A 23,972-nucleotide genomic window follows, 5' to 3' on the forward strand; every position below is an offset into this window, starting at 1 on the left:
TGGTACGTCCGCGAGGTGCTGCGCACGTCCGACCGGGGCACCGGCCCGGGCTGCTGCTGACCGCGACCCCCGGACCGGAACCGGGTGGAGCGTTCTGCCCGACACGCGCGGCGTGTCCCGGCAGGACGCTCCACCCGTACCCACCTCGGGGCGGTCAGGCCGCGGCGAGCACGTGCCGGTCGACGAACGCGTTGCGGAACGTGCCCTCCGGGTCCGTCCGGGCCACCAGCGCGCGGAAGTCGTCGAGGCGCGGGTACAGCTGCCGCGGGTCCACCCCGGGGCCGCCCACCGAGGCGAAGAGCTTCCCCCAGTGCGGCCGGGCCCCGAACGGCGCCAGCGCGGCCTCGATCCGGGGCAGCACCGCCTCCACCTCGGCCTGCCGCGGCAGCCAGGTGAAGTGCAGGCCGACCCGGTCGCCGCCCTCGGCCCCGCTGAGCCACAGGTCGTCGCCGGCCATGGTGCGGATCTCCGCGACCTGCAGCAGCGGGGCCACGAGCGGCGCCAGGCCGCGCATCGCCTCGATCGCCTCGACGGCGTGCGCACGGGGGACCAGGTACTCGGTCTGGAGCTCGTCGCCGTTGCTGGGCGTGAAGTCCAGCCGGAAGTGGGGCAGCCGCTCGTGCCACGGACCCGGCACCCCGAGCTGCTGGGTGCAGTTCACCGGGTCGATGCCGGGGAGCGGGTGCAGCGGGCCGGGCGCCGGGCGGGCGCCGAACAGCTCGGCGCGCGGCTCGTACGCCGCGCCGGGCGCGACGCGGGTCTTGCGCCAGACCTGCCGGACGGCGGGGCCGGCCCAGTCGGTGAACAGGCTGACCGAGTCGGCGGAGCCGGTGATCTCGTCGAGGTGCTCGAGCACGGCGTCCCAGGGCAGGTCGGTGTGCACCTCCTGCGCGACGTCGTACGTCGGCTCGACGTCGAGGGTCACGCGGACCACGATCCCGAGGGCGCCCAGTGCGACGACCGCACCGGGGAAGTCGGCGTCGCCGCGCGCCAGGTGCCGCAGCGAGCCGTCGGCGGTCACCAGGTCCAGGCCCGCCACCGCGGCGGCGAGGTTACGGGACCGGTCGCCGGACCCGTGCGTGCCCGTCGCCACCGCGCCCGCGACCGAGATGTGCGGCAGCGAGGCGAGGTTGTGCAGCGCCCAGCCCTGCGCGTGCAGGGCCTGCCCGAGCGTCCCGTACCGGGTGCCCGCCGAGACGGTCACGGTGCGGGCGGCCGCGTCCACCCGGGCGTCCGGGTCCAGCCCGTCCAGCCGCACGAGGTCGTGCGGGGTGTCCGCGAGGTCGTTGAAGCAGTGCCGGGTGCCCAGCGCGCGCACGTGCCGCGCGGCCGCCACCACCTCCTGCACCTCCTCGACCGTGCGCGGCTCGTGCACGCGCGCGGCGGCGTAGGTGAGGTTCCCGGCCCAGGTGGTCAGCGTCATCGGTGCTCCCGTCCCGGCGGGCGCCCCTCGCCCGCCGGGACGACCGTAACCCGGGCGCGTTCGCGAGCCGGGGAGCGCACCGTGCAGGATGGGGCAGTACGCCGCACCCGATCGAGGAGACGTCATGTCCGCCACGCTGCCCGAGGCCACCGGTTCGTTCGGTGAGAAGCCGACCCTCACGTTCCCGGAGGGCGACGCCCCCGCCGAGCTCGAGGTCGTCGTGCTGTCGCCCGGCGACGGCGCGCTCGTCGAGGCAGGCGACGACCTCGAGGTCCACTACCTGGGCCAGACCTGGGGCGGCCACGTCTTCGACAACTCGTACGACCGCGGCTCGTCCATCTCGTTCCCGATCGGCGTCGGCGCCGTCATCGGCGGCTGGGACGAGGGCCTCGTCGGCCAGCCCGTCGGCTCGCGCGTCCTGCTGTCGATCCCGTCGCACCTCGGCTACGGCGACCGCGGGGTCCCGCAGGCCGGCATCCGCGGCGGCGACACCCTGGTGTTCGTCGTCGACATCGTCGGCACGCACTGACGCAGGCAGTCCCCGCACCACCTCGGCCGCCGCCCGAGCCCGCACCGGGCCGGGCGGCGGCTGCGCGTCCGCCCCACCCCGCCACCACCCCGAGGAGCCCGCCATGCCCACCCCGCACATCTCCGCCCAGCCCGGCGACTTCGCCCCCGACGTCCTGATGCCGGGCGACCCGCGCCGCGCGACCCGGATCGCGGAGACCGTGCTGGAGGACGCGCGGCTGGTGACCGAGGTGCGGGGCATCCTCGGGTACACCGGCACCTGGCAGGGCCGGCCCGTCTCGGTGATGGCGTCCGGCATGGGCGTGCCGTCCATCTCGATCTACGCGACCGAGCTGTTCCGGTTCTACGGCGTCCAGCGCATCATCCGGATCGGCACCGCGGGCGGCATGGCCCGCACGCTGGAGCTCGGCGACGTCGTCGTCGCGATCGCCGCGCACACCGACTCGGGGGTCAGCGAGCACCGCATCTCCGGCGTGCACTACTCGCACGTGCCGGACTTCGGCCTCGCCGTCGCCGCGTTCGCCGCCGCGGCCGAGATCCCCGGGGCCCGCGCGCAGGCCGGCGCGGTGTTCACCTCGGACTCGTTCTACTCGAACCGCCCCGAGCGCACGCAGGCGCTGGTCGACCACGGCACGCTCGCCGTCGAGATGGAGGCCGCCGGGCTCTACGCGGTGGCGGACCGGGAGCGGGCCAAGGCGCTGGCGCTGCTGTCGATCTCGGACTTCACGTTCCAGCCGAACGAGCTGACCGCCGACGAGCGCGAGCAGCTGTTCGACCACGCGGTGCAGATGGCGCTCCGCGCGTTCGCCACCGCGGCCTGACCGGCGGCGGCGGGGGGCCGGGTCAGGCCGGAGCGGCGACCAGCTCCACCTCCAGGCCCTCGCCGTCCTCCAGGTACGCGGCGTAGTGGTCCGGGCCGCCGGCGTGCGGGTGCCGGTCGGCGAACAGCAGCGTCCAACCGTGTGCCGGCGCCTCGCGGACGAGCGCGTCGACCTCCGCGCGCGTCCCGGCGTGGAACGCCAGGTGGTTCACGCCGGGGCGGCGCCGCTCGTGCGGGGCGTCGACGACGTCAGGTCCCGACTCCAGCACGACGTCCGTGCTGCCGGGTGCGCCGCCGGACGACCACGCGCAGCCGCCGGTCCACTCGCGGGTGCGGGCGTAGCCGAGCGCGCCGAGCAGCCAGCCCCAGGACCGCTCGGCGCGCCGGAGGTCGGCGAACCACAGCTCGACGTGGTGCACCGCCCCGCGCGTCATGCGGCCCCCGCGGGGCGCGCGGGCTCCCGGTCCGCCGGCGCGCCCAGCGGGCGCGGTACGTCGTCGAGCCGAGGGCAGGGCCTCAGGTTCAGGCCGGCGCGGCAGTCGGCGTCGAGGATCACCGGCCGAGGCTCCCACAGGGCGTGGTCCGGCTGCTCAGGGGCAGGGGCAGGCGCAGGGTCAGCCGGGTGGGTCGAGCAGGCGACGCAGGCGGGTCTTCTTCTCGTTCTCGCGCACGACCCACGCCACGTCGGGGTCGTCGGACGCCCGCAGCGCGGCGAACCGGGGCAGCCCCGCGGCGGGGTCGCCGGCCACCGCGACGCTCCACGCGTAGCCGAGCGCCTGGCGCAGCGTCCGGACGCCGGGGTCGCGGCGGTCGTCGACCGGCAGCGCCGCGATCGAGGCCGTGGCGGTCGCGCACGCGTCGAGGGCGGCCGCCGCGGTCGCCGGGTCCCGGAGCAGCCGGGGCTCGCACGCGCCGGCGACGGCCGCCCGGCGGACCAGGGGGTCGGGGTCGGCGACCCAGTCGGCGACGAGCGCGCGCAGGGTCCCGGGCTCGGCGTCGCCGATCCGCTGCAGCGCCATCGCGGCGGACTCGCGCACGCGCCAGGAGCCGTCGGCGGCCCGGGCGCGGAGCAGGGCGGTCAGCCGGCCGCGCTCGGCCGCGGGGGCCTCCAGGACGAGCCGCCCGACGCCGTCGGTCCCGCAGCAGCGCAGGTACTCGTCGGCGTCGTCGGCGAGCGCGAGCACCAGGTCGGCCGGCGCGACGTCGGCGAACGCGCCGAGCAGCTCGAGGTTCGACCGCGGCCCGGGCAGCCCGGACCCGGCGGCGAGGTGCGCCCGCACGGCTGCGGGGTCCCCGAGCAGCCCCCGCAGGTCCTCCCGGTGCCGCTCCCGCACGCCGCTGCTCACGCCCATGCCCAGCACGCTAGCCCCGCCACCTGCGCCGAGATAGGACTTTCCGTCCGAGATAGGGCCGTCCAGGGACCTATCTCGGCGCGCGGGTCCTATCTCGGCGGGGGAAGGGCCGTGCGGACCGTCCCCGACGCAGGACGGCCCGGCCCCCCGTGCGGGGGGACCGGGCCGTCCGGGCGCGCGCCGTCAGGCGTCGAGCGGGCGCGGGCACGAGACGCCCGTGCCGCCGATGCCGCAGTACCCGTTCGGGTTCTTGTCCAGGTACTGCTGGTGGTAGTCCTCGGCGTAGTAGTACGGGCCGGCCTCGTCCGCGGTGCGGATCTCGGTCGTGATCTCTCCGTACCCGGCCTGGGTCAGCCGCTGCTGGTACGCGGCGCGGGTCTCCTCCGCGACGACGGCCTGCTCCGGCGTCGTCGTGTACACGGTCGACCGGTACTGCGTGCCGCGGTCGTTGCCCTGCCGGTAGCCCTGCGTCGGGTCGTGCGACTCCCAGAACGTGCGCAGCACGTCCGCGTCCGAGACGACGGCCGGGTCGTAGGCGACCTGGACCACCTCGGCGTGACCGGTCAGGCCGGTGCACGTCTCCTCGTACGTCGGGTACGGCGTGTACCCGCCCTGGTAGCCGACCGAGGTGCTGACGACACCCGGCAGCTGCCAGAAGATGCGCTCGGCGCCCCAGAAGCAGCCCATGCCGAGCGCGATCGTCCGGGTCCCCTCGGGCCAGGGGCCCTGCAGCGGCGTGCCGAGCACCGTGTGGGTGGCGGGCACGGAGTAGGTGTAGCCCTCGTGCCCCTTCAGCGCGCGCTCCGGCTCGACCATGGTCGACTTGAGGGCGGATCCGAACAGCCAGTTCATGGTGACTCCCTTCCACGGGTCCGACACGCTCAACCCGCGTGCGGGCCTGCGTGTTCCCGCGCGGCACCGGCCGGGGCGGGGGCCTAGCCTGGGCCTGTGACGGACGCGAACGACAGCACCCCGACCCTGGCCGCCACGGGCGACCTCGACCAGCACACGGACCACGGCGACTGGTCGTCGGCCGGGTTCGCGACGCGCGCGATCCACGCGGGCCAGGACCCCGACGCGGCCACGGGTGCCGTGGTGACGCCGATCTACCAGGTCTCGACGTACAAGCAGGACGGCGTCGGCGGGCTGCGCGGCGGCTACGAGTACTCGCGGTCGGGCAACCCGACGCGCGCGGCGCTCGAGGAGGCCCTGCGCTCGGCGGAGGGCGGCGGCGCGGGCTTCGCGTTCTCGTCCGGGCTCGCGGCGGAGGACACGCTGCTGCGCGCGGTGCTGCGCCCCGGCGACCACGTCGTGATGGCGAACGACGCGTACGGCGGCACGTACCGGCTGATCGCGCGGGTGTTCGGGCCGTGGGGCGTCGAGCACACGGCGGTGGACCTGTCGGACGCCGAGGCGGTGCTCGCGGCGATCCGCCCGGGGCAGACCAAGGTCATCTGGCTGGAGACCCCGACGAACCCGCTGCTGGGCGTCGCGGACGTCGCGGCGCTCGCGGCCCACGCCGCCGCGGCGGGCGCGGTGCTCGTCGTCGACAACACATTCGCGACCCCCTACCTGCAGCAGCCGATCGCACTCGGCGCGGACGTCGTCGTGCACTCGACGACGAAGTACATCGGCGGGCACTCCGACGTCGTCGGCGGCGCGCTCGTGGTCGCGGACGGGGCGCAGCTGCCGGTCGGGCTGGACGGCCCGACGGGCACCACGGCGCTCGCGGACGCGGTCGCGTTCCACCAGAACGCCTCGGGCGCGGTCGCCGGCCCGTTCGACGCGTGGCTGACGCTGCGCGGGCTCAAGACCCTCGCGGTGCGCATGGACCGGCACTGCGCGAACGCCGCCGCGGTGGCCGCGTTCCTCGAGGCGCGCGACGACGTCCCGCAGGTCATCTACCCGGGGCTGGAGAGCCACGCGGGCCACGAGGTCGCGGCGCGGCAGATGTCGGGTTTCGGCGGCATGGTGTCGTTCCGCGTCGGCAGCGCCGAGCGGGCCGCGCAGGTCTGCGCCCGCACGAAGGTGTTCACGCTCGCCGAGTCGCTCGGCGGCGTCGAGTCGCTCATCGAGCTGCCCGCCCGGATGACGCACGGCTCCGTGGTCGGCACCGACCTCGAGGTCCCGGACGACCTGGTCCGCCTGTCGGTGGGCATCGAGGACGAGGCCGACCTGCTCGCCGACCTGGCCCAGGCGCTGGCATGACCACCCCGCGCCGGGGCGGGCGGGGCCGCAACCGCGCCGGCGAGCCGGCGGCACCCGCTCCGGTCCTGCACGAGGGCGACCTCGCGTCGGGCGACACGCCCCCGGGCTGGTCGGCCGAGCAGTCGGTCGCGCCGTCCGTGCGCGCCGCGGCGGCGTGGTCCTGGCGGTTCCTGCTGATCGCCGCAGCCACCGCCGCCGGGCTGTGGGTCGTCGGGTTCTTCAAGGTCATCGTGGTGTCGGTCGCGATCGCGCTGCTGCTGACGGTGCTGCTCGCCCCGGTGGCCCGGTTCCTGCACGCCCGCCTCCGGTTCCCCCGCGGGCTGGCGGCGATCACGTCGGTGCTGCTGCTGCTCGCGGTCGTGACCGGGCTGGTCGTGCTCGCCGGGCGGTCGATCGCCAGCGGCTTCGGCGACCTCTACGACCAGGCGTCGCAGGGCGTCGACGAGGCGCTGCAGTGGCTGTCGGACGGCCCGCTCGGGCTGAGCACCGACCAGCTCGACGACCTCGTCCAGCAGGGCCGCGACCAGATCAGCGAGAACGCCAGCACGCTCGTGTCCGGTGCGCTGTCGGTCACGACGACCGTCGGCCACGTCGCCGCCGGCACCCTGATCGCGCTGTTCTGCACGTTCTTCTTCCTGCTCGACGGCCGGACCATCTGGACCTGGCTGGTCGGCCTGCTGCCGATCACCGTGCGGGAGCGGGTGCACCAGGCGGGCCGCCGCGGCATCGTCACGCTCTCCGGGTACACCCGGACGCAGATCCTGGTGGCGTTCGTCGACGCCACCGGCATCGGCATCGGCGCCGCGATCCTCGGCGTCCCGCTGGCGGTGCCGCTCGCGACGCTGGTGTTCGTCGGCTCGTTCATCCCGATCGTCGGCGCGATCGCGACGGGCGCCGTCGCGGTGCTCGTCGCGCTCGTCGCGCAGGGCCCGGTCGTGGCGCTGATCATGCTCGGCGTCGTGCTGCTGGTCCAGCAGATCGAGGGGCACGTGCTGCAGCCGTTCCTGATGGGCCACGCGGTGTCGCTGCACCCCGTGGCGGTGCTGCTGGTGGTGGCCGCGGGCTCCCTGGCCGCCGGCATCGTCGGGGCCCTGTTCGCGGTGCCGATCGCCGCGGTGCTGAACACGGTGGTGCTGTACCTGCACGGGCACGACAAGTTCCCCGCGCTCGGCACCGACGACCACGTGACGCTCCGGCCGCCCGGGGTGTTCGGCCGCCGGCGCTACGGCGGGCGCGGTCGGGTGCTGCCCGGCGGGGACGACGCGACGGCGGGCGTGGAGCCCGGCGGCGCGCGCGGGGCCGGGGGCGCGCGGCGCGGCCCGGACGAGCCCCCCGCCTGATCGGGAATGATGCACCGGTGACCTTCCTCGACGACGCCCGCGCTGCCGCGCGCCTGCTGGCGGGCGTGGCGACCCGCACCCCGGTGGAGTCCTCCCGCGCGCTCTCCCAGGTCGCCGGGGTCCCGGTGCTGCTCAAGTGCGAGAACCTCCAGCGCGCCGGCTCGTTCAAGATCCGCGGCGCGTACGTGCGGATGGCCCGGCTGTCGCCGGAGGAGCAGGCCCGCGGCGTCGTGGCGGCCAGCGCCGGCAACCACGCCCAGGGCGTGGCCCTCGCGGCGCAGCTGCTGGGCATCGACGCGGTCGTCTACATGCCGGTCGACGCGGCGCTGCCGAAGATCGCGGCCACCAAGGAGTACGGCGCCGAGGTCAGGCTGCACGGCCGCAGCGTCGACGAGGCGCTGGTGCAGGCGCGCGCCGAGGCGGAGCGCACCGGCCGGGTGCTGATCCACCCGTTCGACCACGAGGACATCGTGGCGGGGCAGGGCACGCTCGCCCTGGAGATCCTGGAGCAGGTGCCCGACGTCCGGACGATCGTCGTGCCGCTCGGCGGCGGCGGGCTCGCGGCGGGGATCCAGGCGGTCGTGGCCGAGGTCGCGCCGCACGTGCGGGTGATCGGGGTGCAGGCCGCGCGCGCCGCCGCGTACCCGGCGTCGCTGGCCGCGGGGGAGCCGGTCGCCGCGCCCGAGCTGCACACGATGGCCGACGGCATCGCGGTCGGCACGCCGGGCGCGGTCCCGTTCGCGCTGCTGCACCAGCTCGGCTGCGAGGTGCGCACGGTCTCCGAGGAGGACCTGTCCCGCGCGCTGCTGCTGGTCGCCGAGCGGGCGAAGCTGCTGGTCGAACCCTCGGGTGCCGCCGGCGTCGCAGCGGTCATGGCCGCGCCGGGGGAGCTCGAGGGCCCGGTGGTGGTGCTGCTGTCCGGCGGCAACATCGACCCCCTGGTGCTGCTCCGCGTCGTCCGGCACGGCCTCGCGGTCTCGGGCCGGTACCTGCAGCTGCGGGTCCGGGTGCACGACGCCCCGGGGGCGCTGGCGGCGCTGCTGCGCGAGCTCGCGACGACCGGCGGGAACGTCATGCACGTGTCGCACGTGCGGACCGGCGTGGACCTGGAGATCGACGAGGTCGAGATCGAGGTGCAGGTCGAGACGAAGGGGCCCGAGCACTGCGCGCGGGTGCTGCAGCACCTGCGCGACGCGGGCTTCCGGCTCGCGGAGCACTGACGCGACGAGTGGCCTCAGGGCCGCTCGGCGCCGCGGTCCAGGCGGTCCAGGAGGTCGACCGCGGCGGCCGCGTAGCCGCTGATCCACCGGTCGTGGATCCGCTTGATCGGCAGCGGCGCCAGGGTCAGGTGCCGCTCGCGGCCGACCCGCCGGCCGTCGACGAGCGCCGCCCGCTCCAGCACGCGCAGGTGCTGCAGGACCGTCGTGCGGTCGAGCTCCGAGAGCGCCGCGCACAGCTCGCCGGTGGTGCGGGGCCCGTCGCGCAGGGCGTCGAGCATCCGGCGCCGCGCCGGCGAGGCGAGCGCCTTGAAGACGAGGTCGTCCTGGGGGTTGTCGCGGTCGGCCAACACGTTGTAAAACTACAACATGAGCGACGACGCGCTGCAGGACCTCCGGTTCACCGTGTCGGGCCGCATCGCCCGCCCGTGCGCCGAGGTGTACGAGGCGATCGCGGACCCCGAGCAGCTCTCCCGGTACTTCACGACCGGTGGGGCGCGCGGCCGCCTGGAGCCCGGGGCGGAGGTGACCTGGGACTTCCACGACGCGCCGGGGCGGTTCCCCGTCACCGTGGTCGAGGCCGAGCCGCCGCGCCGGCTGGTCATCCGGTGGGCGGGCGAGGCGACGGTCGACGGGTCCGGCACCACCACGACGTTCGAGCTCGAACCCCTCGACGGCGGCACCCGCACGCTCGTCACCATCTCCGAGGCGGCCTGGCGGCCCACGCCGGAGGGTGCCCGCGGCGCGTTCGGCAACTGCCAGGGCTGGACGGGCATGCTCGCGGCGCTGAAGGTGTGGCTGGAGCACGGCATCACCCTCCGCGAGGGCTTCTACGCCTGACCGCCGGGCCGGCCGACCGCGCCGAGCGGGTATCCGACACGTCGAGCGAGCAGTCGCCGACTACCCCCTCGACGCGTCGCGTACCCCCTCGGCGTCCGGGTCTGCGGCGGGCGGCGCGCGGCGGGCGGCGCGCGGCGGGCATGGACGGAGGAGGCGTGGTGTTGTATCCGGCGAGGGCCGGTGCGGCCCGCACGGACGAGAGGGACCCACGGTGACGACCACGACGAGCACCCCGGCGGCCACGACCACGGACGGCTGGGTCGACCCGCGCACGCAGATCGAGGTGGGCGTGCTGCTCGCCGACGGCAGGCTCGCCGGGCGGCGGTTCGCGTCCCGCGCCGAGGCCGAGGCGTTCGCGCGGCCCGAGGACGGCGAGCAGGTCGTCGAGTACAACCTGGTCTGCGAGTGCGCCGTCTGACACCCGCGAGGGCCGCGCAGCCCCGGCCCGCCACGCACGAGGGCCCCGACCGGATCGCCGGTCGGGGCCCTCGTCGCGTGCGGTGCGTCAGCCGGCGAAGGGCTTCGCGTCCGTGATCTCGACCGGGATGTCCCGGCCGTTGGGCGCCGTGTAGGACACCTTCTCGCCGACCTTGCGGCCGTTGATGGACGCGCCGAGCGGCGACGTGGGGGAGAACACCTCGATGTCCGCGCTGCCGGCGATCTCGCGCGAGCCGAGCAGGAAGGTCATCTCGTCCCCGGCGACCACGGCGGTCACGACCATGCCCGGCTCGACGACGCCGTCGTCCGGCGGGGTGCCGATCTGCACGTTGCGGAGCTTCTCCTTGAGCTCGCGGATGCGGGCCTCCTGCTTGGCCTGCTCCTCGCGGGCGGCGTGGTAGCCGCCGTTCTCCTTGAGGTCGCCCTCGTCACGCGCGGCGGCGATCCGCTCGGTGACCTCGGCTCGTCCCGGGCCCTCGAGGTGCTCGAGCTCTGCCTTGAGGCGGTCGTAGGCCTCCTGCGTCAGCCAGGTGGCGGCCTGCGTCGTGTCGGTCACGTCCACTCCTTCCTGCGTGTCGCGCGCCCGTCCGGGTCGCGCCGTCGGTGACCCCGGCCAGGCGTGCGCGGGCCCGAGCGATGAACGGGGATGCCGTCTCCCTCGCGGTCGCGTCGACCTGCGGTGACATCGGGCGACGTCGGACCGGGGGCGGCGTATGAATCGGCAAGCATAGCAACTGGCCGGGTCCGGTGCGGGTGGGTCCGCCCCGCGCGTGCCGGTCAGGGAGCGGTGCAGGACTCCACGACGGCCGACACCGCGAGCTCGCTGGTGGGGACGGTGGTGGTCACGCGCTGGGTTGCGGTGCCGGCGGGGCCGACCTCGACGGTCTGCACCCCGACCTCGGCGTACGACTCGGACAGCACCTGCACGCGGCAGGTGACGGTCGCATCGGCGTCCTTGGTCACGTCGAACGTGACCTGCGTGCTGGTCGGCCCGTCGACGCGGAAGCCGACCATCTTCCAGGTGAGGCCGTCCCCCGCGAGGGCGAGCCACGCTGCGACCGCCACGGCCAGGACGCCGAGCGCGATCATCGCGACGCGGGCGGCGCGTCGGCGGCCGGGCCCTGCGGGCTTCCCGTAGCGCCCGGCGGGGAGCTCGGGGGCGGGGGTCGGGGTCGCCGTCACGTGTCGCTCCTGGGTGAGGGGGTCGCGCGCCGGGCCGCGCGGAGTCGTCGGGGTGCGACCATTGTCTCGCGCCGGGTGCCGCACCGGCGACGAGGAGAGGACGACATCACACCGTGACCGAGCAGCTGCGCCTGATGGCGGTGCACGCCCACCCGGACGACGAGTCGAGCAAGGGGGCGGCGACGACCGCCCGCTACGCCGCGGAGGGCGTGGACGTGCTCGTCGTCACCTGCACCGGCGGGGAGCGCGGCGACGTGCTGAACCCGCACCACCCGCCCGTCGAGGGCGGCATCGAGGAGATGCGCGCCGTGCGCCGCACCGAGATGGCCGCGGCGGCCGCCGCGCTCGGCGTGCGCCAGCACTGGCTGGGCTTCGTCGACTCGGGGCTGCCCGAGGGCGACCCGCTGCCGCCGCTGCCCGACGGCTGCTTCGCGCTGCAGCCGCTGGAGGAGGCGGCCCGCCCGCTGGTCGAGCTGGTGCGCGAGTTCCGGCCGCACGTGATCACCACGTACGACCCGACCGGCGGCTACCCGCACCCGGACCACATCATGTGCCACCGGGTCGCCTTCGAGGCGTTCCACGCCGCCGGCGACCCCGAGCGGTACCGCGGGGCGGGCGAGCCGTGGGAGCCGCTGAAGCTCTACTACAACCACGGGTTCTCGATGGCGCGGATCCGCGCGGCGCACGAGGCGCTGGTGGAGCGGGGCCTGGAGTCGCCGTTCGGCGAGTGGGTCGAGTCCCGGGCGGCCCGGGAGATCCCCGAGCGCGAGGTCACCACCCTGGTCGACGTGCACGAGCACTTCGACGCGCGGGACGCGGCGCTGCGGGCGCACGCGACGCAGATCGACCCCGAGGGCTTCTTCTTCGCGATGCCGCGGGACCTGGAGCTCGAGGTGTGGCCGACCGAGGAGTTCGAGCTCGCCGAGTCGCGGGTCCCGACGACGCTGCCGGAGGACGACCTGTTCGCCGGCGTGCGGGAGGCGATCGCGTGACGGGGCTGCTGGCGGTCGCGCACGGCACGCTGCTGCAGGGCTGGGGGGCGGTGGCCGCGGCCGTCGACCCGTCGCCCTCGCCGTCGAGCATCGAGATCCCGCCGGAGGACCAGACGTCGCCGGGGCTGCTCGGGTTCCTGGTGACGTTCGCGGCCGCGGTGGCCGTGATCCTGCTCGGGTTCTCGATGGTGCGGCACCTGCGGGTCGTCGACCGGAACGCGCGGCGGCTGCGGGAGGCCGAGGGCGGCGCGACGGGCACGTCCGCCGCGTCGGGCACCGCGTCCGCGCCGCCGGCCGGCGACCGGGACGGCACCGACGACCCGGACGGCACCGTCGACCCGGGGCCGAGCGCCCCGCCGCGGGGCCGCGCGTGACCACCCCGCCGCCGGTCCGCCCGGCGGTGCGCGTCACGGTCGGCCAGCTCCGGGTGAGCGACGACCACGACGCGAACCGCGAGGTGGTCCGCCGGGCGTTCGACACGGCGGGCCGCGCCCGGGCGGACGTGCTGGTGCTGCCGGAGTACGCCTCGGGCTTCGACCCGCGGGGGACCGGCCCGGAGCACGCCGAGCCGCTGGACGGCCCGTTCGTCACGCTGCTGCGCGAGCGCGCGGCCGCGGACGGCGTGGCGGTCCTGGCGGGCACGACGCTGCCGGGCACCGACCCGGCACGGGCGGTGAACGCGGTGGTCGCCGTCGGTGCCGACGGCGCGCTCGCGGGCGTGTACCGCAAGGTGCATCTGTACGACGCCTTCGGGCACCGGGAGTCGGAGCGGCTGGAGGCCGGCCCGGCGGACGCCCCGCCGCTGACGCTCGACGTCGCGGGACTCCGGCTCGGCGTGCTGACCTGCTACGACCTGCGGTTCCCCGAGTCGGCGCGCCGGCTGGTGGACGCCGGGGCGGACGTGCTGGTGGTCCCGGCCGCGTGGGCGGCCGGCCCGCTGAAGGCCGAGCACTGGCGCGCGCTGTCGATCGCGCGGGCGATCGAGAACACCGCCGTCGTGGTCGCGGTCGGCCAGGCCGGGAAGGGCGTCACCGGGCGCTCGCTCGTGGTCGGCCCCGACGGCGTGGTGGGGCTGGAGCTCGGCGAGGAGCCCGAGCTGCGGACGGTCGACCTCGACCCGGAGGCGCTGCGGGACGTGCGGGCGGCCAACCCGTCCCTGGCGAACCGCCGCTACCGGGTGGTCCCGGCGGTCTGACGCCGTCGCGAGCGGTCCGGGTCAGACGAACGGCGGAGCCGGCACGGGCCGCAGGGGGACCGCCAGGCGCACCGCGCGCGTGACCGCCAGGTAGCCGAGGCCGGCCACGACCCAGCCCGGCTGCACGTCGACCACGGGCGAGAGCCCCTTCGGCGACCCGGCGAGCACCAGCACGGTGCTCGACGCCACCCAGGCCCCCGCGGCGGGCAGGATGCCCAGCGCGGCGACCAGCACGCCGGCCCAGGTCGACAGCCGGGACGGCACGAGCAACCACGCGGGGCCGTAGGACGCGTACCGGCGGGCCTGCGCCACGAGGACGAAGGCGGTCGCGGCGACCAGCAGCAGCGTCAGCACGAGGCCGAGCCGGGTGACGACCCGGTCCGCGCCGTCGACGCCCCACAGGGTCAGCTCGGCGGTGGTCGTGACGGGCGCGAGCGTGGCGTCTCCGGACAACCCGGGCACCGCCGTCGCGTCCGGGGCGACGCGGACCGCGACCTTCGCCAGCGGCACCGTGAGCCCGTTCACCCAGTAGCCGACCCCGGTGGCCCCGGCGGCCAGGCCGACGAGCGTGCCGAGCACGCGGGTGGTGTCGTTCGTGCCGGTCATGCGCTCGTGCCCCCTGGCTCGCGGTGCTGGTCCGCGACGAGTCTGCCGGGTCGGGGGCCCCGGCGTGGCCGGTTCCGGCAGGTCAGCCCCGCGGGCGCCCCTCCGCGTCGATGCCCGTGTCCGGCGGCGGCCAGAACGTGCGCAGCAGCTCCTCGGGGGTGAGCACCGCCTCGGCGTGCTCGACCGCCTCGTCGTCGCCGGCGAGCGCGCGGACCTCGTCGTGGATCCGCTCCATCGAGGCGTCCAGCTGGGCGGCCACGTCGGCGGCGAGCTTGAGAGAGTCGGTGAGGTGCCGGGGCACCTGCCGGCCGTACTTGTAGAAGATCTTGTGCTCGAGGCTCGCCCAGAAGTCCATCGCGATGGTGCGGAGCTGGATCTCGACGACCACGTCCTCCACGCGGTCGGACAGGTAGACCGGCACCTGCACGATGAGGTGCAGCGACTGGTAGCCGTTGGGCTTCGGGTGCGCGATGTAGTCGCGCTCCTCGAGCAGCGTGAGGTCGGACTGGCCGACGAGCATGTCCCGCACCCGGTAGATGTCCGAGACGAACGAGCAGGTGACCCGCACCCCCGCGACGTCGAACATCTGCTCCCGGACCGCCGCGGGCGTCAGCGGGATGCCCTTGCGCCGGCACTTGGCTACGATCGACTCGAACGACTTGAGCCGGGAGCCGACGTGCTCGACCGGGTTGTAGTTGGCCATGTGCCGGAACTCGTCGCGCAGGATCGCGATCTTGGTCATGACCTCGTCGATGCCGAACTTGTACGTCAGCGCCAGCCGGCGCATGTCGCGCATGAGCGCCCGGAGCTCGGCCGGGTCGGGCAGGGCCGACGGGTCGGGAGTGCGCTGCACGGTGCCGGTCATGCCTCCACCGTAGTTGCCCCAAGAGGGGGTCAGCGCAGGACCGCCAGGGCCGCGGCGGCGTAGTGGCAGGAGAAGCCGACGACGGTGAGCGCGTGGAACACCTCGTGGAACCCGAACCAGCGCGGGCTGGGGTTCGGTCGCTTGAGGCCGTAGACCACGGCGCCGACCGTGTACGCCAGGCCGCCGAGGGCGACGAGCCACACCACCTCGGCGCCGCCGTTGGGCGCCCGCCCGAACGCGGGCAGGAACCACACGGCGACCCAGCCGAGCGCGACGTACACCGGCACGTAGACCCAGCGCGGCGCGCCGAGCCAGAACACGCGCGCGAGCAGGCCGACCAGCGCGCCGGCCCAGACGATGATCAGCAGCGTCCGCGCCGTCGACGCGGGCAGCAGCGCGACCGCCAGCGGCGTGTAAGTGCCCGAGATGACCAGGAAGATGTTGGTGTGGTCCATCCGGCGCAGGACGCCGGCGACCCGCGGGGACCAGGTGCCGCGGTGGTAGACGGCGCTCGTGCCGAACAGCAGCATCGCGGCCACGCCGAAGACCGCGCTGGCGAGCGTCAGCGGCGTGGTGGGGGCGAGCACGACGAGCACGACCGAGGCGACGGTCGCCACCGGGAACATGCCGGCGTGGATCCAGCCGCGCAGCCGCGGCTTGACGGCGTCGGCGATCTGCTCGGCGGTCTCGGTGACGTCCACGGCGGGTCCTCCCTCGTGCTCGCGGTGGGGGCGGCGCACCGACGGCGCGCCGTCGCGGCGGCTCGCGACGCGGTCGAGCCTAACCTACGAATGCGTAGGTTACGGGTGCGTAGGTTGTGCGCCCGGCGCCGGTCGCGCGGCCTGCACGAATCCTCCTCGCGGGGGCCGCGGGACGCGCGGTGCCGTGCCGCGCGCGAGCGGTAGCGTGAGCACGCCAGCCGCCCATGATGAGGAGACCCGCGCGTGCGCCTGCCCCACCCGCTCTACGGGCTGTACGAGCGCCGCCTCGCCGCCTCGCTGCCCCGCGACCGGGTCCCGCGGCACGTCGGCGTCATCCTGGACGGCAACCGGCGGTGGGCGCGGCAGCTCGGCGAGTCCACCGCCACCGGGCACCGGCGCGGCGCGGACCGGATCGCGGACCTCCTGGCCTGGGGCGAGGAGGTCGGCGTCGAGGTCGTCACGCTCTGGATGCTGTCGACGGACAACCTGAGCCGCGACCCCGAGGAGCTGGACTCGCTCCTGGGCATCATCGAGGACGCGGTGCGCGAGCTCGCGGCCACCCGGCGCTGGCGGCTGCAGGCGGTCGGCTCCCTCGACCTGCTCCCGGAGCACACCCGGGCGACGCTGCGGGACGCCGAGTCCGCCACGGCCGACGTCCGCGGACTGCACGTGAACGTCGCGATCGGCTACGGCGGCCGCCGGGAGATCGCGGACGCCGTGCGGTCCTACCTGCGCGAGCGGGCCGCCGAGGGCGCGACGCTGGACGACATCGCGGCGACCTTCGACGTCGAGCACATCGCCGACCACCTCTACACCAAGGGCCAGCCCGACCCCGACCTGGTGATCCGCACGTCGGGGGAGCAGCGGCTCGGCGGCTTCATGCTGTGGCAGTCGGTGCACTCCGAGTACTACTTCTGCGAGGTCTACTGGCCGGACTTCCGGCGGGTCGACTTCCTGCGCGCGGTCCGCGACTACGCCGCCCGGGAGCGCCGGCACGGCCAGTGACGCGCCGGTCGCGCGCCGCCGCCGGGCCCTGCCCCGGCGACCCGGACGACGCCGCGGCGTCCCGCGGGTGAACAACGTGTTGCGGATCACACCCGCGGCGTGTCGCGCGCGCGGACGTGTCGGAGGCGCGGCGTAGCGTCCGGAGCAACGGGCGGCACCCGCCGCCCCCGGGAGGCCAGCCCATGGAGCATCCGCTCCGGGGGGAGGGCCGGTCCTGGCCCTCCGCGGCCGGCCGCCCTCGTCCCGTCACCGAGCGCCGCAGGACCCGCGGGTCCGGCGCGAGGGGTCCGACTCGGCGCTGAGCAGCGCCGGAGGGAGCCTGCCGTGGTCAGCAAGCTGGGAACCGCCACCGCCTCGACCGACCAGCCGGAGGGGCGCCGGACGCACGTCCTCGACACCTCCGTCCTCCTGTCGGACCCGCGGGCGATCACGCGGTTCGCCGAGCACGACGTGGTCCTCCCCGTCGTCGTGATCACCGAGCTCGAGGCCAAGCGGCACCACGCCGAGCTCGGCTACTTCGCCCGTGCGGCCCTGCGGCTGCTGGACGACCTGCGGGTCGCGCACGGCGGGCTGGACACGCCGATCCCGCTCGGGGAGCAGGGCGGCACGCTGCGGGTCGAGCTCAACCACACCGACCCGGCGGTGCTGCCGGCCGGTTTCCGGCTGGGGGACAACGACACCCGCATCCTCGCGTGCGCCGCCAACCTCGCGGCGGAGGGCCACGACGTCACCGTGGTCTCCAAGGACCTGCCGATGCGGATCAAGGCGTCGGCGATCGGCCTGCGGGCGGAGGAGTACCGGCACGAGCTCGCCGTCGACTCCGGCTGGACCGGCATGGACGCGCTCGACCTCACCGAGCAGCAGATGGCCGACCTGTGGGAGCACGAGTCGCTGCCGCTGGCGGACCTGCCCGACGCCCCGACGCTGCCGACCCACACCGGCCTGGTGATGCACAGCCCGCGCGGCTCGGCGCTCGGCCGGGTCACCGCCGACAAGCACGTGCAGGTGGTGCGTGGCGACCAGGACGTCTTCGGCCTGCACGGCCGCAGCGCGGAGCAGCGCATCGCGATCGACCTGCTGATGGACGAGTCGGTCGGCATCGTGTCGCTGGGCGGACGGGCCGGCACCGGCAAGTCGGCGCTCGCGCTGTGCGCCGGGCTGGAGGCCGTGCTGGAGCGCCGGCAGCACCGCAAGGTCATGGTGTTCCGGCCGCTCTACGCGGTCGGCGGCCAGGAGCTCGGCTACCTGCCGGGCAGCGAGGCCGAGAAGATGAACCCCTGGGCCCAGGCGGTGTTCGACACCCTGGGCGCGGTGGTCAGCCGCGAGGTGGTCGAGGAGATCATGGACCGCGAGCTGCTGGAGGTGCTGCCGCTGACGCACATCCGCGGGCGGTCGCTGCACGACGCCTTCGTGATCGTCGACGAGGCGCAGTCCCTCGAGCGGAACGTGCTGCTGACCGTGCTGTCCCGGATCGGGCAGAGCTCGCGCGTGGTGCTCACCCACGACGTCGCGCAGCGGGACAACCTGCGCGTCGGCCGGCACGACGGCGTCGCGGCGGTGATCGAGGCGCTCAAGGGGCACCCGCTGTTCGCGCACGTGACGCTGACCCGCTCGGAGCGGTCGCCGGTCGCGGCCCTGGTGACGGAGATGCTGGAGGGCATCGAGCTCTGACGCCCCGACCGCCCGGCCGCTCTCGCCGAGCGTGCAGCAGATGTCGCTTCCCCGGCCGGGAAGACGACGTCTACTGCACGCTCGGCGAGGTGGCGGGGATCGGCGAGGGAGTGGGGGTCGGGGTGGGGGGCGTGGGGTCCGGGCGGGCCGCCAGGACCGCGACCACGAGGCCGACCACCGCGCCGGCGGCCGTGTCCAGGGCGCGGTCGAGGGCCAGCCGGGTCGGGTCCAGCGGCGCGCCCAGCGACGTCATCAGCAGCGCCATGGGGGTGATGGTGAGCATCGCGACCCCGTAGTGCCGGGCGACGACCAGCTCGGTCGCGGTCTGCAGCACCACGACGAGCGCCGCGACGGCCCAGAACGGCAGGTGCGCCCCGAGCAGCGGGAGCGCGATGGCGACGCCCGCGGCGGTGCCCGCGGCGCGCTGCAGCGCCCGGACGCCCATGTGCCGGACGTGCGCGCCCTGCAGGACGGCCGCGGCGCCCATCACGGCCCAGGCCGGATGTCCCCAGCCGGCGGCGGACGCGACGGCCCCGGCGAGCGCGGCGGCCACCGCGACGGAGGCCGTGGGGGAGAGGGCCGCGCCGCCCGCGGTGCCGGCGCGCACGACGTCGCGCACCCGCGGCGCGGGCTCGGTCGGACGCCCGCGGCGCCGGTCGAGCGACCAGCCGGCGTTGCAGACCAGGCAGGCGACGAGCGCGCCGCCCGCGACCGCGAGGCCCCGCGCCAGGACGTCGCCCGCGCCGGCGGCGGCGGCCGTGCCGGCACCCGCCGCGAAGACGAGGATCGTCGCCCCCGGCGGGCCGGTGCGCAGCGCCACCGCACCGGCCGTGGCGCCCGCGGCGAGCAGCGTCAGCACGGCCAGCTCCGCGACGACCGGGGCGCCCGCGGCGGCCAGGGCCGACATCGCCACCACGGTCGCCGTGAGGGCGCCGCCGACCAGCGCCATGAGCCGCAGCCGCCAGGCGTACCCGCTCGACCGCCCGTAGAGCGACGCGAGCGCGCCGAGCGAGGCGTAGCCGGCGAGCTCGTGGTGGCCGATCGTGGCGACCAGCAGGAACGCCAGCGCGACGCTCGCACCGCACCGCAGCGCCCCGCCGAGGGAGTCCCGGGTGCTCGGCCCGCCCCGGTGCGGCCTCAGGGCGGCGCGGAGCTGGGACGGGTGCAGGAGGGCGGCGGCGAGGGACAGACGGTGCACCTGCTGATCCTGCCACGCAGTCGTTCACCGGTAAATGATTCGTGAAGCAACTCACGCTCGGTAGGGTGGCGGCCGTGGACAGCGTGGACCGCCTCCGTGCGGACTGGGAGCGCGAGGCGCCGGGGCTCGACGTCGCGCCGATCGCCGTGGCCGGGCGGATCACCCGGATCGCCGCGCTGCTGGACGCCCGGGCGGAGGCCGCGCTGGCGGAGGCGGACCTGACGCGGGGCGAGTTCGACGTGCTCTGCGCCCTGCGCCGGGCCGGGCGCGCGCTGCGGGCCGCCGAGGTGTCCACGATCACCGCCGCCTCGCCGGCCGCGATCACCAAGCGCGCGGACACGCTGGTGCGCGCCGGCCTGGTGGCGCGGGCGATCCCGCACCGGGACCGCCGGGGTGTGCTCCTCGAGCTCACCGACGAGGGTCGCGCCGCGGTCGACCGGCTGATGCCCGAGCACCTCGCCCGCGAGGCCGACGCCCTGGCCGCCCTGGACGGGGACGAGGCGGAGGCGCTCGCGGCGCTGCTGTCCCGGGTGCTCGTCCGGGTCGAGGGCGGGGCCTGAGCGCGGGTCCGGGCGGCCGCCGGGGCCCCGACGGCTGACCAGGTCGACGCCCTCCGCGCGGCCCGTTCGCGGGTGAAGATCGTCCGCGACATCCGGTTTCCTCCCCTGTGACCGCTCACATGGGACCGAGGTCCCTCCGATGGGTCGGCGACACCGCCGGCGGCCCACCCGGCCGACCGGCGCCCGCCCTCGGCCCAGGAGACCACCGTGCCCCTGCCCCGACTGCGCACCAGCCTGCGCGCTCAGCTCGTCGCGACCGGAGCCGGCGCCGTCGCCGTCACCGCCGCCCTGCTCACCGCCGTCGGCGGCTGGCAGGTGACCGGCCTCGCGTCCCAGGCGGGCGACGACGTCGACCGCCTGATGCGCGACTCCATGTCGCAGACGACGCAGCAGGCGGTGACGATGGTCGGGACCCAGGTGGCCACGGTCACCGACCGGATGGCGTCCAGCCTCCGGGTGGCCCAGGAGACGTTCGCGCAGGCCGGGGCGCTGACCTTCGAGGGCTCCGAGCACTGGACCGTCACCGACCAGACCACGGGCGCCACCGAGGAGGTCGACCTGCCGCGCCTGCAGGTCGGCGGCACCTGGCTCGGCCGTACCACGGACCCCGCGGTCCCGGTCCCCGTCGTCGACGACATCACGTCGCTGCTCGACGCCCCCGTCACCGTCTTCCAGCGGGTCGACGCCGAGGGCGACATGCTGCGCGTCGCGACGAGCGTGACGAACGCCGACGGCGCGCGGGTCATCGGCACCGCGATCGGCGCGACGGGTGCCGACGGCACGCCGAACGCCGTGGTCGCCTCGCTGCTGGCCGGGCAGCCGTACTACGGCACGGCGACCGTCGTCGGGCAGCCGTACGTCACGGCCTACGCGCCGCTGATGGCCGGCGACGACGTCGTGGGCGCGCTGTTCGTCGGCGTCCCGCAGACCGAGGTCGACGCCCCGCTGCGCGCCGCGCTGGCCGAGGTGGCCGTCGGCGAGGAGGGCTACCTGACCGTCGCGGACGCGGACGGGAAGTGGGTCGTCCCGCCGCCGGGAGCGCAGGCGGGCGACGCCGCGGGCTCCGTGGACGCGGACGGCGAGGCGTACGCGCCCCGGCTGGTCGAGGCCGCCGCCGCGCTGGGCGAGGGGAGACGGCGACCGAGCGCGTGGACCTCGGGGAGGCCGGCGCCGCCACCGTGCAGCTCGCCCGGTACGCGCCGTGGGGCTGGACCGTCGCCGCGTGGGGCTTCGACGCCGACCTGCGCGCGGTGTCCGCCGAGCTGGAGTCCGGCGCGGGCACCCTCATGCTCACGCTGCTGGTGGCCGGGCTCGTGGTGGCCGCGGCGGCGGTCGCGCTCGTCGTGTGGATCTCGGGCCGGGTCGTCGCGCGGGTCGGCCGGCTCACCACCGCGCTGCGGCGGGTCGCGGACCGGGACCTGTCCGTGGCGGTGCGCGGCGAGGGCCGCGACGAGATCGGCGTGATGGGCGCCGCCCTCGGCGAGGCCATCGACGCCATGCGCGCCGCGCTCACCCGGATGCGCGAGGGCGCCGAGGCCGTGCGCGGCACCGCGGGCCGGCTCGACGGGTCGTCCGGGACGCTGGAGGAGGCCGCGGGGCGCACGGTGTCCCGCGCCGAGGGCGTCGCCGGCTCCGCCTCCGTCGTGAGCACCGAGGTGCAGACCGTGACCGCGGCGATGACCGAGATGCGCGCGTCGATCGAGTCGGTCGCGCAGGACGTGACCGCGGCCTCCGGCGAGGCGGCCCAGGCCGTGGGCGTGACCGCCGAGGCGGCCGCGGCGGCCGACCGGCTCGCGGCCTCGACCGGCCAGATCGCGGCCGTGCTCGACACCGTGACGACCATCGCCGGCCAGACCCACCTGCTGGCGCTGAACGCCAGCATCGAGGCCGCCCGGGCGGGCAGCGCCGGTGCCGGGTTCGCGGTGGTGGCGGGCGAGGTCAAGGACCTGGCGCAGCAGACGTCCAGCGCGATCGGCACCATCACCCCGGTGCTGGAGGCCGTCACCCGGGACGCCGCGGACGTGCAGGAGTCGGTGTCCCGGATCTCCCGGGCGGTCGCGACGGTCGACGGGCTGCAGGGCGCGGTGTCCGCGGTGGTCGAGGAGCAGACCGCCACGACGTCGGAGATCGAGCGCAACCTGGTGGTCGCCGCCGAGAGCACGACCGACATCGCGGGCAGCGCGGCGGACGTCGCGCAGGCGGCCGGCCGGGCGTTCGACGGGGCCGCCGAGGTGCGGCAGGCCGTCATCACCCTGGGTGACGTCGCCGCCGAGCTCGCGCGGGGTGCGGAGGAATTCACGCTGAACGGGCCCGCCGCGCAGTTCGACCTGGCACGCTAGGGCGCGGCGCCGTCGGCCCGGGACCCCCTGCCCCGGACCGGCGGCGCCGTCGCGCCGGCGTCAGGCCTTCGGGCGGGTCATGCTCAGCAGGTCGAGCGCCGCGTCCAGCTGCGCCTCGGTGACCTCGCCGCGCTCGACGTAGCCGAGGTCGACGACCGCCTCGCGCACCGTGATGCCCTGCGCCACCGCGTGCTTGGCGATCTTCGCCGCGGCCTCGTAGCCGATCACCCGGTTCAGCGGGGTGACGATCGACGGGGACGACCCGGCGTAGGCCGCGCCGCGCTCCGTGACGACCTCGATGCCGTCGACGGTCCGGTCGGCGAGCACCCGGCAGGCCGCCGCGAGCAGCCGCTCGGACTCGAGCACCGCCTGGCCCATGACCGGGATCTGCACGTTGAGCTCGAACGAGCCGCTCGCGCCGGCCCACGCCACCGTGGCGTCGTTGCCGACCACGCGCGCGGCCACCATGAGGACGGCCTCGGGGATCACCGGGTTCACCTTGCCCGGCATGATCGACGAGCCCGGCTGCAGGTCGGGGATGCGGATCTCGCCCAGGCCGGTGTTCGGGCCGGAGCCCATCCAGCGCAGGTCGTTGCAGATCTTGGTCAGGCTGACCGCGATGGTCTTCAGCGCGCCCGACAGCTCGACCAGCCCGTCCCGGGCGCCCTGGGCCTCGAAGTGGTCGCGCGCCTCGGTGAGCGGCAGGCCCGTCTCCTCGGCGAGCAGGGCGATGACCCGCTGCGGGAAGCCGGCGGGGGTGTTGATGCCGGTGCCCACCGCCGTGCCGCCGAGCGGGACCTCCGCCACGCGGGGGAGCGCCGCCTGCACCCGCTCCACGCCCCGGCGCACCGCGGCCGCGTAGCCGCCGAACTCCTGGCCGAAGGTCACCGGCGTCGCGTCCATGAGGTGCGTGCGGCCGGCCTTCACGTCGCCGGCGTGCTTCCCGGCGAGCCGCTCCAGCGAGGCGGCGAGGTGTTCCAGCGCGGGGACGAGGTCGTTGACCGCGCCGTCGGTGGCGGCCACGTGCACCGAGGTCGGGAAGACGTCGTTCGAGGACTGCGAGGCGTTGACGTGGTCGTTCGGGTGGACGTCGGCGCCGAGGGACCGGGACGCGAGGGTCGCCAGGACCTCGTTCATGTTCATGTTCGAGGACGTGCCGGAGCCGGTCTGGTAGACGTCGACCGGGAAGTGCGCGTCGTGCCGGCCGTCGGCGACCTCGTCCGCCGCGTCGGCGATCGCGCGCGCCACGGCGGCGTCGAGGATGCCGAGCTCGGCGTTGGCCAGGGCGGCGGCCTTCTTGACCCGGGCCAGCGCGGCGACGTGGCCGCGCTCCAGGCCGGTCCCGCTGATCGGGAAGTTCTCTACCGCGCGCCGGGTCTGCGCGCGGTAGAGGGCGTCCGCGGGGACGCGGACCTCGCCCATCGTGTCGCGCTCGATGCGGTACTGGACGTCGTCGTCGGCGTGCAGGCTCATGCGGCCGATCCTGCCACCG

Annotated in this window: 27 protein-coding genes; 15 read left to right on the plus strand and 12 right to left on the minus strand. The window is 75.8% G+C overall.

Translation table 11 applies throughout. The annotated features are described in order from the left end of the window. Window positions 1-154: 154 nt before the first annotated feature. Window positions 155-1,423 (minus strand): FAD-binding protein, encoded by a 1,269-nt coding sequence (locus FS882_RS09875; RefSeq protein ID WP_158372892.1) that lies wholly within the window; start codon window positions 1,421-1,423, stop codon window positions 155-157. A gap of 124 nt (window positions 1,424-1,547) precedes the next feature. Here FS882_RS09875 and FS882_RS09880 point away from each other — a divergent pair, with 124 nt between their 5' ends. Next, window positions 1,548-1,952 carry an FKBP-type peptidyl-prolyl cis-trans isomerase gene (locus FS882_RS09880; protein WP_154729024.1) on the plus strand — a complete coding sequence of 135 codons (405 nt, stop codon included), beginning with the start codon at window positions 1,548-1,550 and terminating at the stop codon, window positions 1,950-1,952. Window positions 1,953-2,055: 103 nt separating this feature from the next. Beyond that, complete coding sequence (gene deoD / locus FS882_RS09885) at window positions 2,056-2,772, plus strand: purine-nucleoside phosphorylase (protein ID WP_158372893.1); 717 nt, start codon at window positions 2,056-2,058, stop codon at window positions 2,770-2,772. 22 nt (window positions 2,773-2,794) lie between these two features. Here the strand turns inward: deoD and FS882_RS09890 are convergent, their stop codons facing one another. From FS882_RS09890 to msrA, 3 genes are all read right to left on the minus strand, one after another. Next, complete coding sequence (locus tag FS882_RS09890) at window positions 2,795-3,205, minus strand: VOC family protein (protein ID WP_158372894.1); 411 nt, start codon at window positions 3,203-3,205, stop codon at window positions 2,795-2,797. 180 nt (window positions 3,206-3,385) lie between these two features. Then, the gene (locus FS882_RS09895) at window positions 3,386-4,123 is read right to left on the minus strand and encodes a HEAT repeat domain-containing protein (RefSeq protein WP_158372895.1); all 738 of its coding nucleotides are present in this window, start codon (window positions 4,121-4,123) and stop codon (window positions 3,386-3,388) included. A gap of 183 nt (window positions 4,124-4,306) precedes the next feature. Beyond that, window positions 4,307-4,975, minus strand: a complete 669-nt coding sequence (gene msrA, locus FS882_RS09900; RefSeq protein ID WP_187365247.1) for a peptide-methionine (S)-S-oxide reductase MsrA — start codon at window positions 4,973-4,975, stop codon at window positions 4,307-4,309. Window positions 4,976-5,101: 126 nt separating this feature from the next. On the opposite strand from msrA, the gene FS882_RS09905 reads away from it, so the two are divergent. From FS882_RS09905 to ilvA, 3 genes are read left to right on the plus strand one after another with little or no spacing between them, the layout of a single operon-like run. Then, on the plus strand, window positions 5,102-6,331 hold the full coding sequence (locus tag FS882_RS09905; protein WP_158373026.1) for a cystathionine gamma-synthase: 1,230 nt from the start codon (window positions 5,102-5,104) through the stop codon (window positions 6,329-6,331). Further along, window positions 6,328-7,671 carry an AI-2E family transporter gene (locus tag FS882_RS09910; protein WP_158372896.1) on the plus strand — a complete coding sequence of 448 codons (1,344 nt, stop codon included), beginning with the start codon at window positions 6,328-6,330 and terminating at the stop codon, window positions 7,669-7,671. The genes FS882_RS09905 and FS882_RS09910 overlap by 4 nt, the downstream gene beginning before the upstream one ends. Before the next feature lie 17 nt (window positions 7,672-7,688). Next, complete coding sequence (ilvA, locus tag FS882_RS09915) at window positions 7,689-8,891, plus strand: threonine ammonia-lyase (protein WP_158372897.1); 1,203 nt, start codon at window positions 7,689-7,691, stop codon at window positions 8,889-8,891. Between the two features lie 14 nt (window positions 8,892-8,905). Here ilvA and FS882_RS09920 read toward each other — a convergent pair whose 3' ends face one another. Beyond that, the gene (locus tag FS882_RS09920) at window positions 8,906-9,241 is read right to left on the minus strand and encodes an ArsR/SmtB family transcription factor (protein WP_262348192.1); all 336 of its coding nucleotides are present in this window, start codon (window positions 9,239-9,241) and stop codon (window positions 8,906-8,908) included. Window positions 9,242-9,257: 16 nt separating this feature from the next. Here FS882_RS09920 and FS882_RS09925 point away from each other — a divergent pair, with 16 nt between their 5' ends. Beyond that, window positions 9,258-9,728: an SRPBCC domain-containing protein gene (locus FS882_RS09925; RefSeq protein WP_158372898.1), complete on the plus strand. Its 471-nt coding sequence runs from the start codon at window positions 9,258-9,260 to the stop codon at window positions 9,726-9,728. Window positions 9,729-9,939: 211 nt separating this feature from the next. After that, window positions 9,940-10,146, plus strand: coding sequence for a hypothetical protein (locus tag FS882_RS09930; RefSeq protein ID WP_158372899.1), 207 nt, complete (start codon window positions 9,940-9,942; stop codon window positions 10,144-10,146). A gap of 87 nt (window positions 10,147-10,233) precedes the next feature. On the opposite strand, the gene greA is transcribed toward FS882_RS09930, so the two are convergent. Together greA and FS882_RS09940 are read right to left on the minus strand one after the other, a co-directional pair. Beyond that, window positions 10,234-10,722: a transcription elongation factor GreA gene (gene greA / locus FS882_RS09935; protein WP_158372900.1), complete on the minus strand. Its 489-nt coding sequence runs from the start codon at window positions 10,720-10,722 to the stop codon at window positions 10,234-10,236. A gap of 221 nt (window positions 10,723-10,943) precedes the next feature. Continuing rightward, complete coding sequence (locus tag FS882_RS09940; protein ID WP_158372901.1) at window positions 10,944-11,348, minus strand: DUF4307 domain-containing protein; 405 nt, start codon at window positions 11,346-11,348, stop codon at window positions 10,944-10,946. Window positions 11,349-11,482: 134 nt separating this feature from the next. Here FS882_RS09940 and mca point away from each other — a divergent pair, with 134 nt between their 5' ends. Genes mca through FS882_RS09955 form a run of 3 tightly spaced genes read left to right on the plus strand, consistent with a single transcriptional unit; the run spans window position 11,483 to window position 13,535 of the window. Continuing rightward, window positions 11,483-12,340, plus strand: coding sequence for a mycothiol conjugate amidase Mca (gene mca, locus FS882_RS09945; protein WP_158373028.1), 858 nt, complete (start codon window positions 11,483-11,485; stop codon window positions 12,338-12,340). After that, a complete protein-coding gene (locus FS882_RS09950) occupies window positions 12,337-12,714 on the plus strand; it encodes a hypothetical protein (protein WP_158372902.1) in 378 nt (125 codons plus the stop codon). Before mca ends, FS882_RS09950 begins: the two co-directional genes overlap by 4 nt. Further along, window positions 12,711-13,535, plus strand: a complete 825-nt coding sequence (locus tag FS882_RS09955) for a carbon-nitrogen hydrolase family protein (protein ID WP_262348193.1) — start codon at window positions 12,711-12,713, stop codon at window positions 13,533-13,535. The genes FS882_RS09950 and FS882_RS09955 overlap by 4 nt, the downstream gene beginning before the upstream one ends. Before the next feature lie 21 nt (window positions 13,536-13,556). Here FS882_RS09955 and FS882_RS09960 read toward each other — a convergent pair whose 3' ends face one another. From FS882_RS09960 to trhA, 3 genes are all read right to left on the minus strand, one after another. Next, on the minus strand, window positions 13,557-14,141 hold the full coding sequence (locus FS882_RS09960) for a hypothetical protein (RefSeq protein ID WP_158372903.1): 585 nt from the start codon (window positions 14,139-14,141) through the stop codon (window positions 13,557-13,559). Between the two features lie 82 nt (window positions 14,142-14,223). Continuing rightward, window positions 14,224-15,006 carry a GTP pyrophosphokinase family protein gene (locus FS882_RS09965; protein ID WP_187365248.1) on the minus strand — a complete coding sequence of 261 codons (783 nt, stop codon included), beginning with the start codon at window positions 15,004-15,006 and terminating at the stop codon, window positions 14,224-14,226. A 29-nt stretch (window positions 15,007-15,035) separates the two neighbouring features. Next, complete coding sequence (gene trhA / locus FS882_RS09970) at window positions 15,036-15,707, minus strand: PAQR family membrane homeostasis protein TrhA (RefSeq protein ID WP_262348194.1); 672 nt, start codon at window positions 15,705-15,707, stop codon at window positions 15,036-15,038. 243 nt (window positions 15,708-15,950) lie between these two features. Here trhA and FS882_RS09975 point away from each other — a divergent pair, with 243 nt between their 5' ends. Then, window positions 15,951-16,712, plus strand: coding sequence for an isoprenyl transferase (locus FS882_RS09975; protein WP_158372904.1), 762 nt, complete (start codon window positions 15,951-15,953; stop codon window positions 16,710-16,712). A gap of 324 nt (window positions 16,713-17,036) precedes the next feature. Then, window positions 17,037-18,383, plus strand: coding sequence for a PhoH family protein (locus FS882_RS09980; RefSeq protein WP_410053270.1), 1,347 nt, complete (start codon window positions 17,037-17,039; stop codon window positions 18,381-18,383). A 70-nt stretch (window positions 18,384-18,453) separates the two neighbouring features. Here FS882_RS09980 and FS882_RS09985 read toward each other — a convergent pair whose 3' ends face one another. Further along, on the minus strand, window positions 18,454-19,581 hold the full coding sequence (locus FS882_RS09985) for an FUSC family protein (RefSeq protein WP_158372905.1): 1,128 nt from the start codon (window positions 19,579-19,581) through the stop codon (window positions 18,454-18,456). Window positions 19,582-19,655: 74 nt separating this feature from the next. Between FS882_RS09985 and FS882_RS09990 the strand changes: the two genes are divergently transcribed. The 3 genes from FS882_RS09990 (at window position 19,656) to FS882_RS10000 (ending at window position 22,480) form a co-directional block, all read left to right on the plus strand. Beyond that, window positions 19,656-20,141 (plus strand): MarR family winged helix-turn-helix transcriptional regulator, encoded by a 486-nt coding sequence (locus tag FS882_RS09990; RefSeq protein ID WP_222848184.1) that lies wholly within the window; start codon window positions 19,656-19,658, stop codon window positions 20,139-20,141. 207 nt (window positions 20,142-20,348) lie between these two features. Beyond that, complete coding sequence (locus FS882_RS21615; RefSeq protein WP_158372907.1) at window positions 20,349-21,605, plus strand: Cache 3/Cache 2 fusion domain-containing protein; 1,257 nt, start codon at window positions 20,349-20,351, stop codon at window positions 21,603-21,605. Next, on the plus strand, window positions 21,536-22,480 hold the full coding sequence (locus FS882_RS10000) for a methyl-accepting chemotaxis protein (RefSeq protein ID WP_262348211.1): 945 nt from the start codon (window positions 21,536-21,538) through the stop codon (window positions 22,478-22,480). The genes FS882_RS21615 and FS882_RS10000 overlap by 70 nt, the downstream gene beginning before the upstream one ends. Window positions 22,481-22,540: 60 nt before the next feature. On the opposite strand, the gene FS882_RS10005 is transcribed toward FS882_RS10000, so the two are convergent. After that, window positions 22,541-23,953 (minus strand): class II fumarate hydratase, encoded by a 1,413-nt coding sequence (locus FS882_RS10005; protein WP_158372909.1) that lies wholly within the window; start codon window positions 23,951-23,953, stop codon window positions 22,541-22,543. Window positions 23,954-23,972 lie beyond the last annotated feature (19 nt).

Origin of the sequence: Cellulosimicrobium cellulans (assembly GCF_007679345.1) — a bacterium.
Classification (GTDB): Bacteria; Actinomycetota; Actinomycetes; order Actinomycetales; family Cellulomonadaceae; genus Cellulomonas; species Cellulomonas cellulans_A.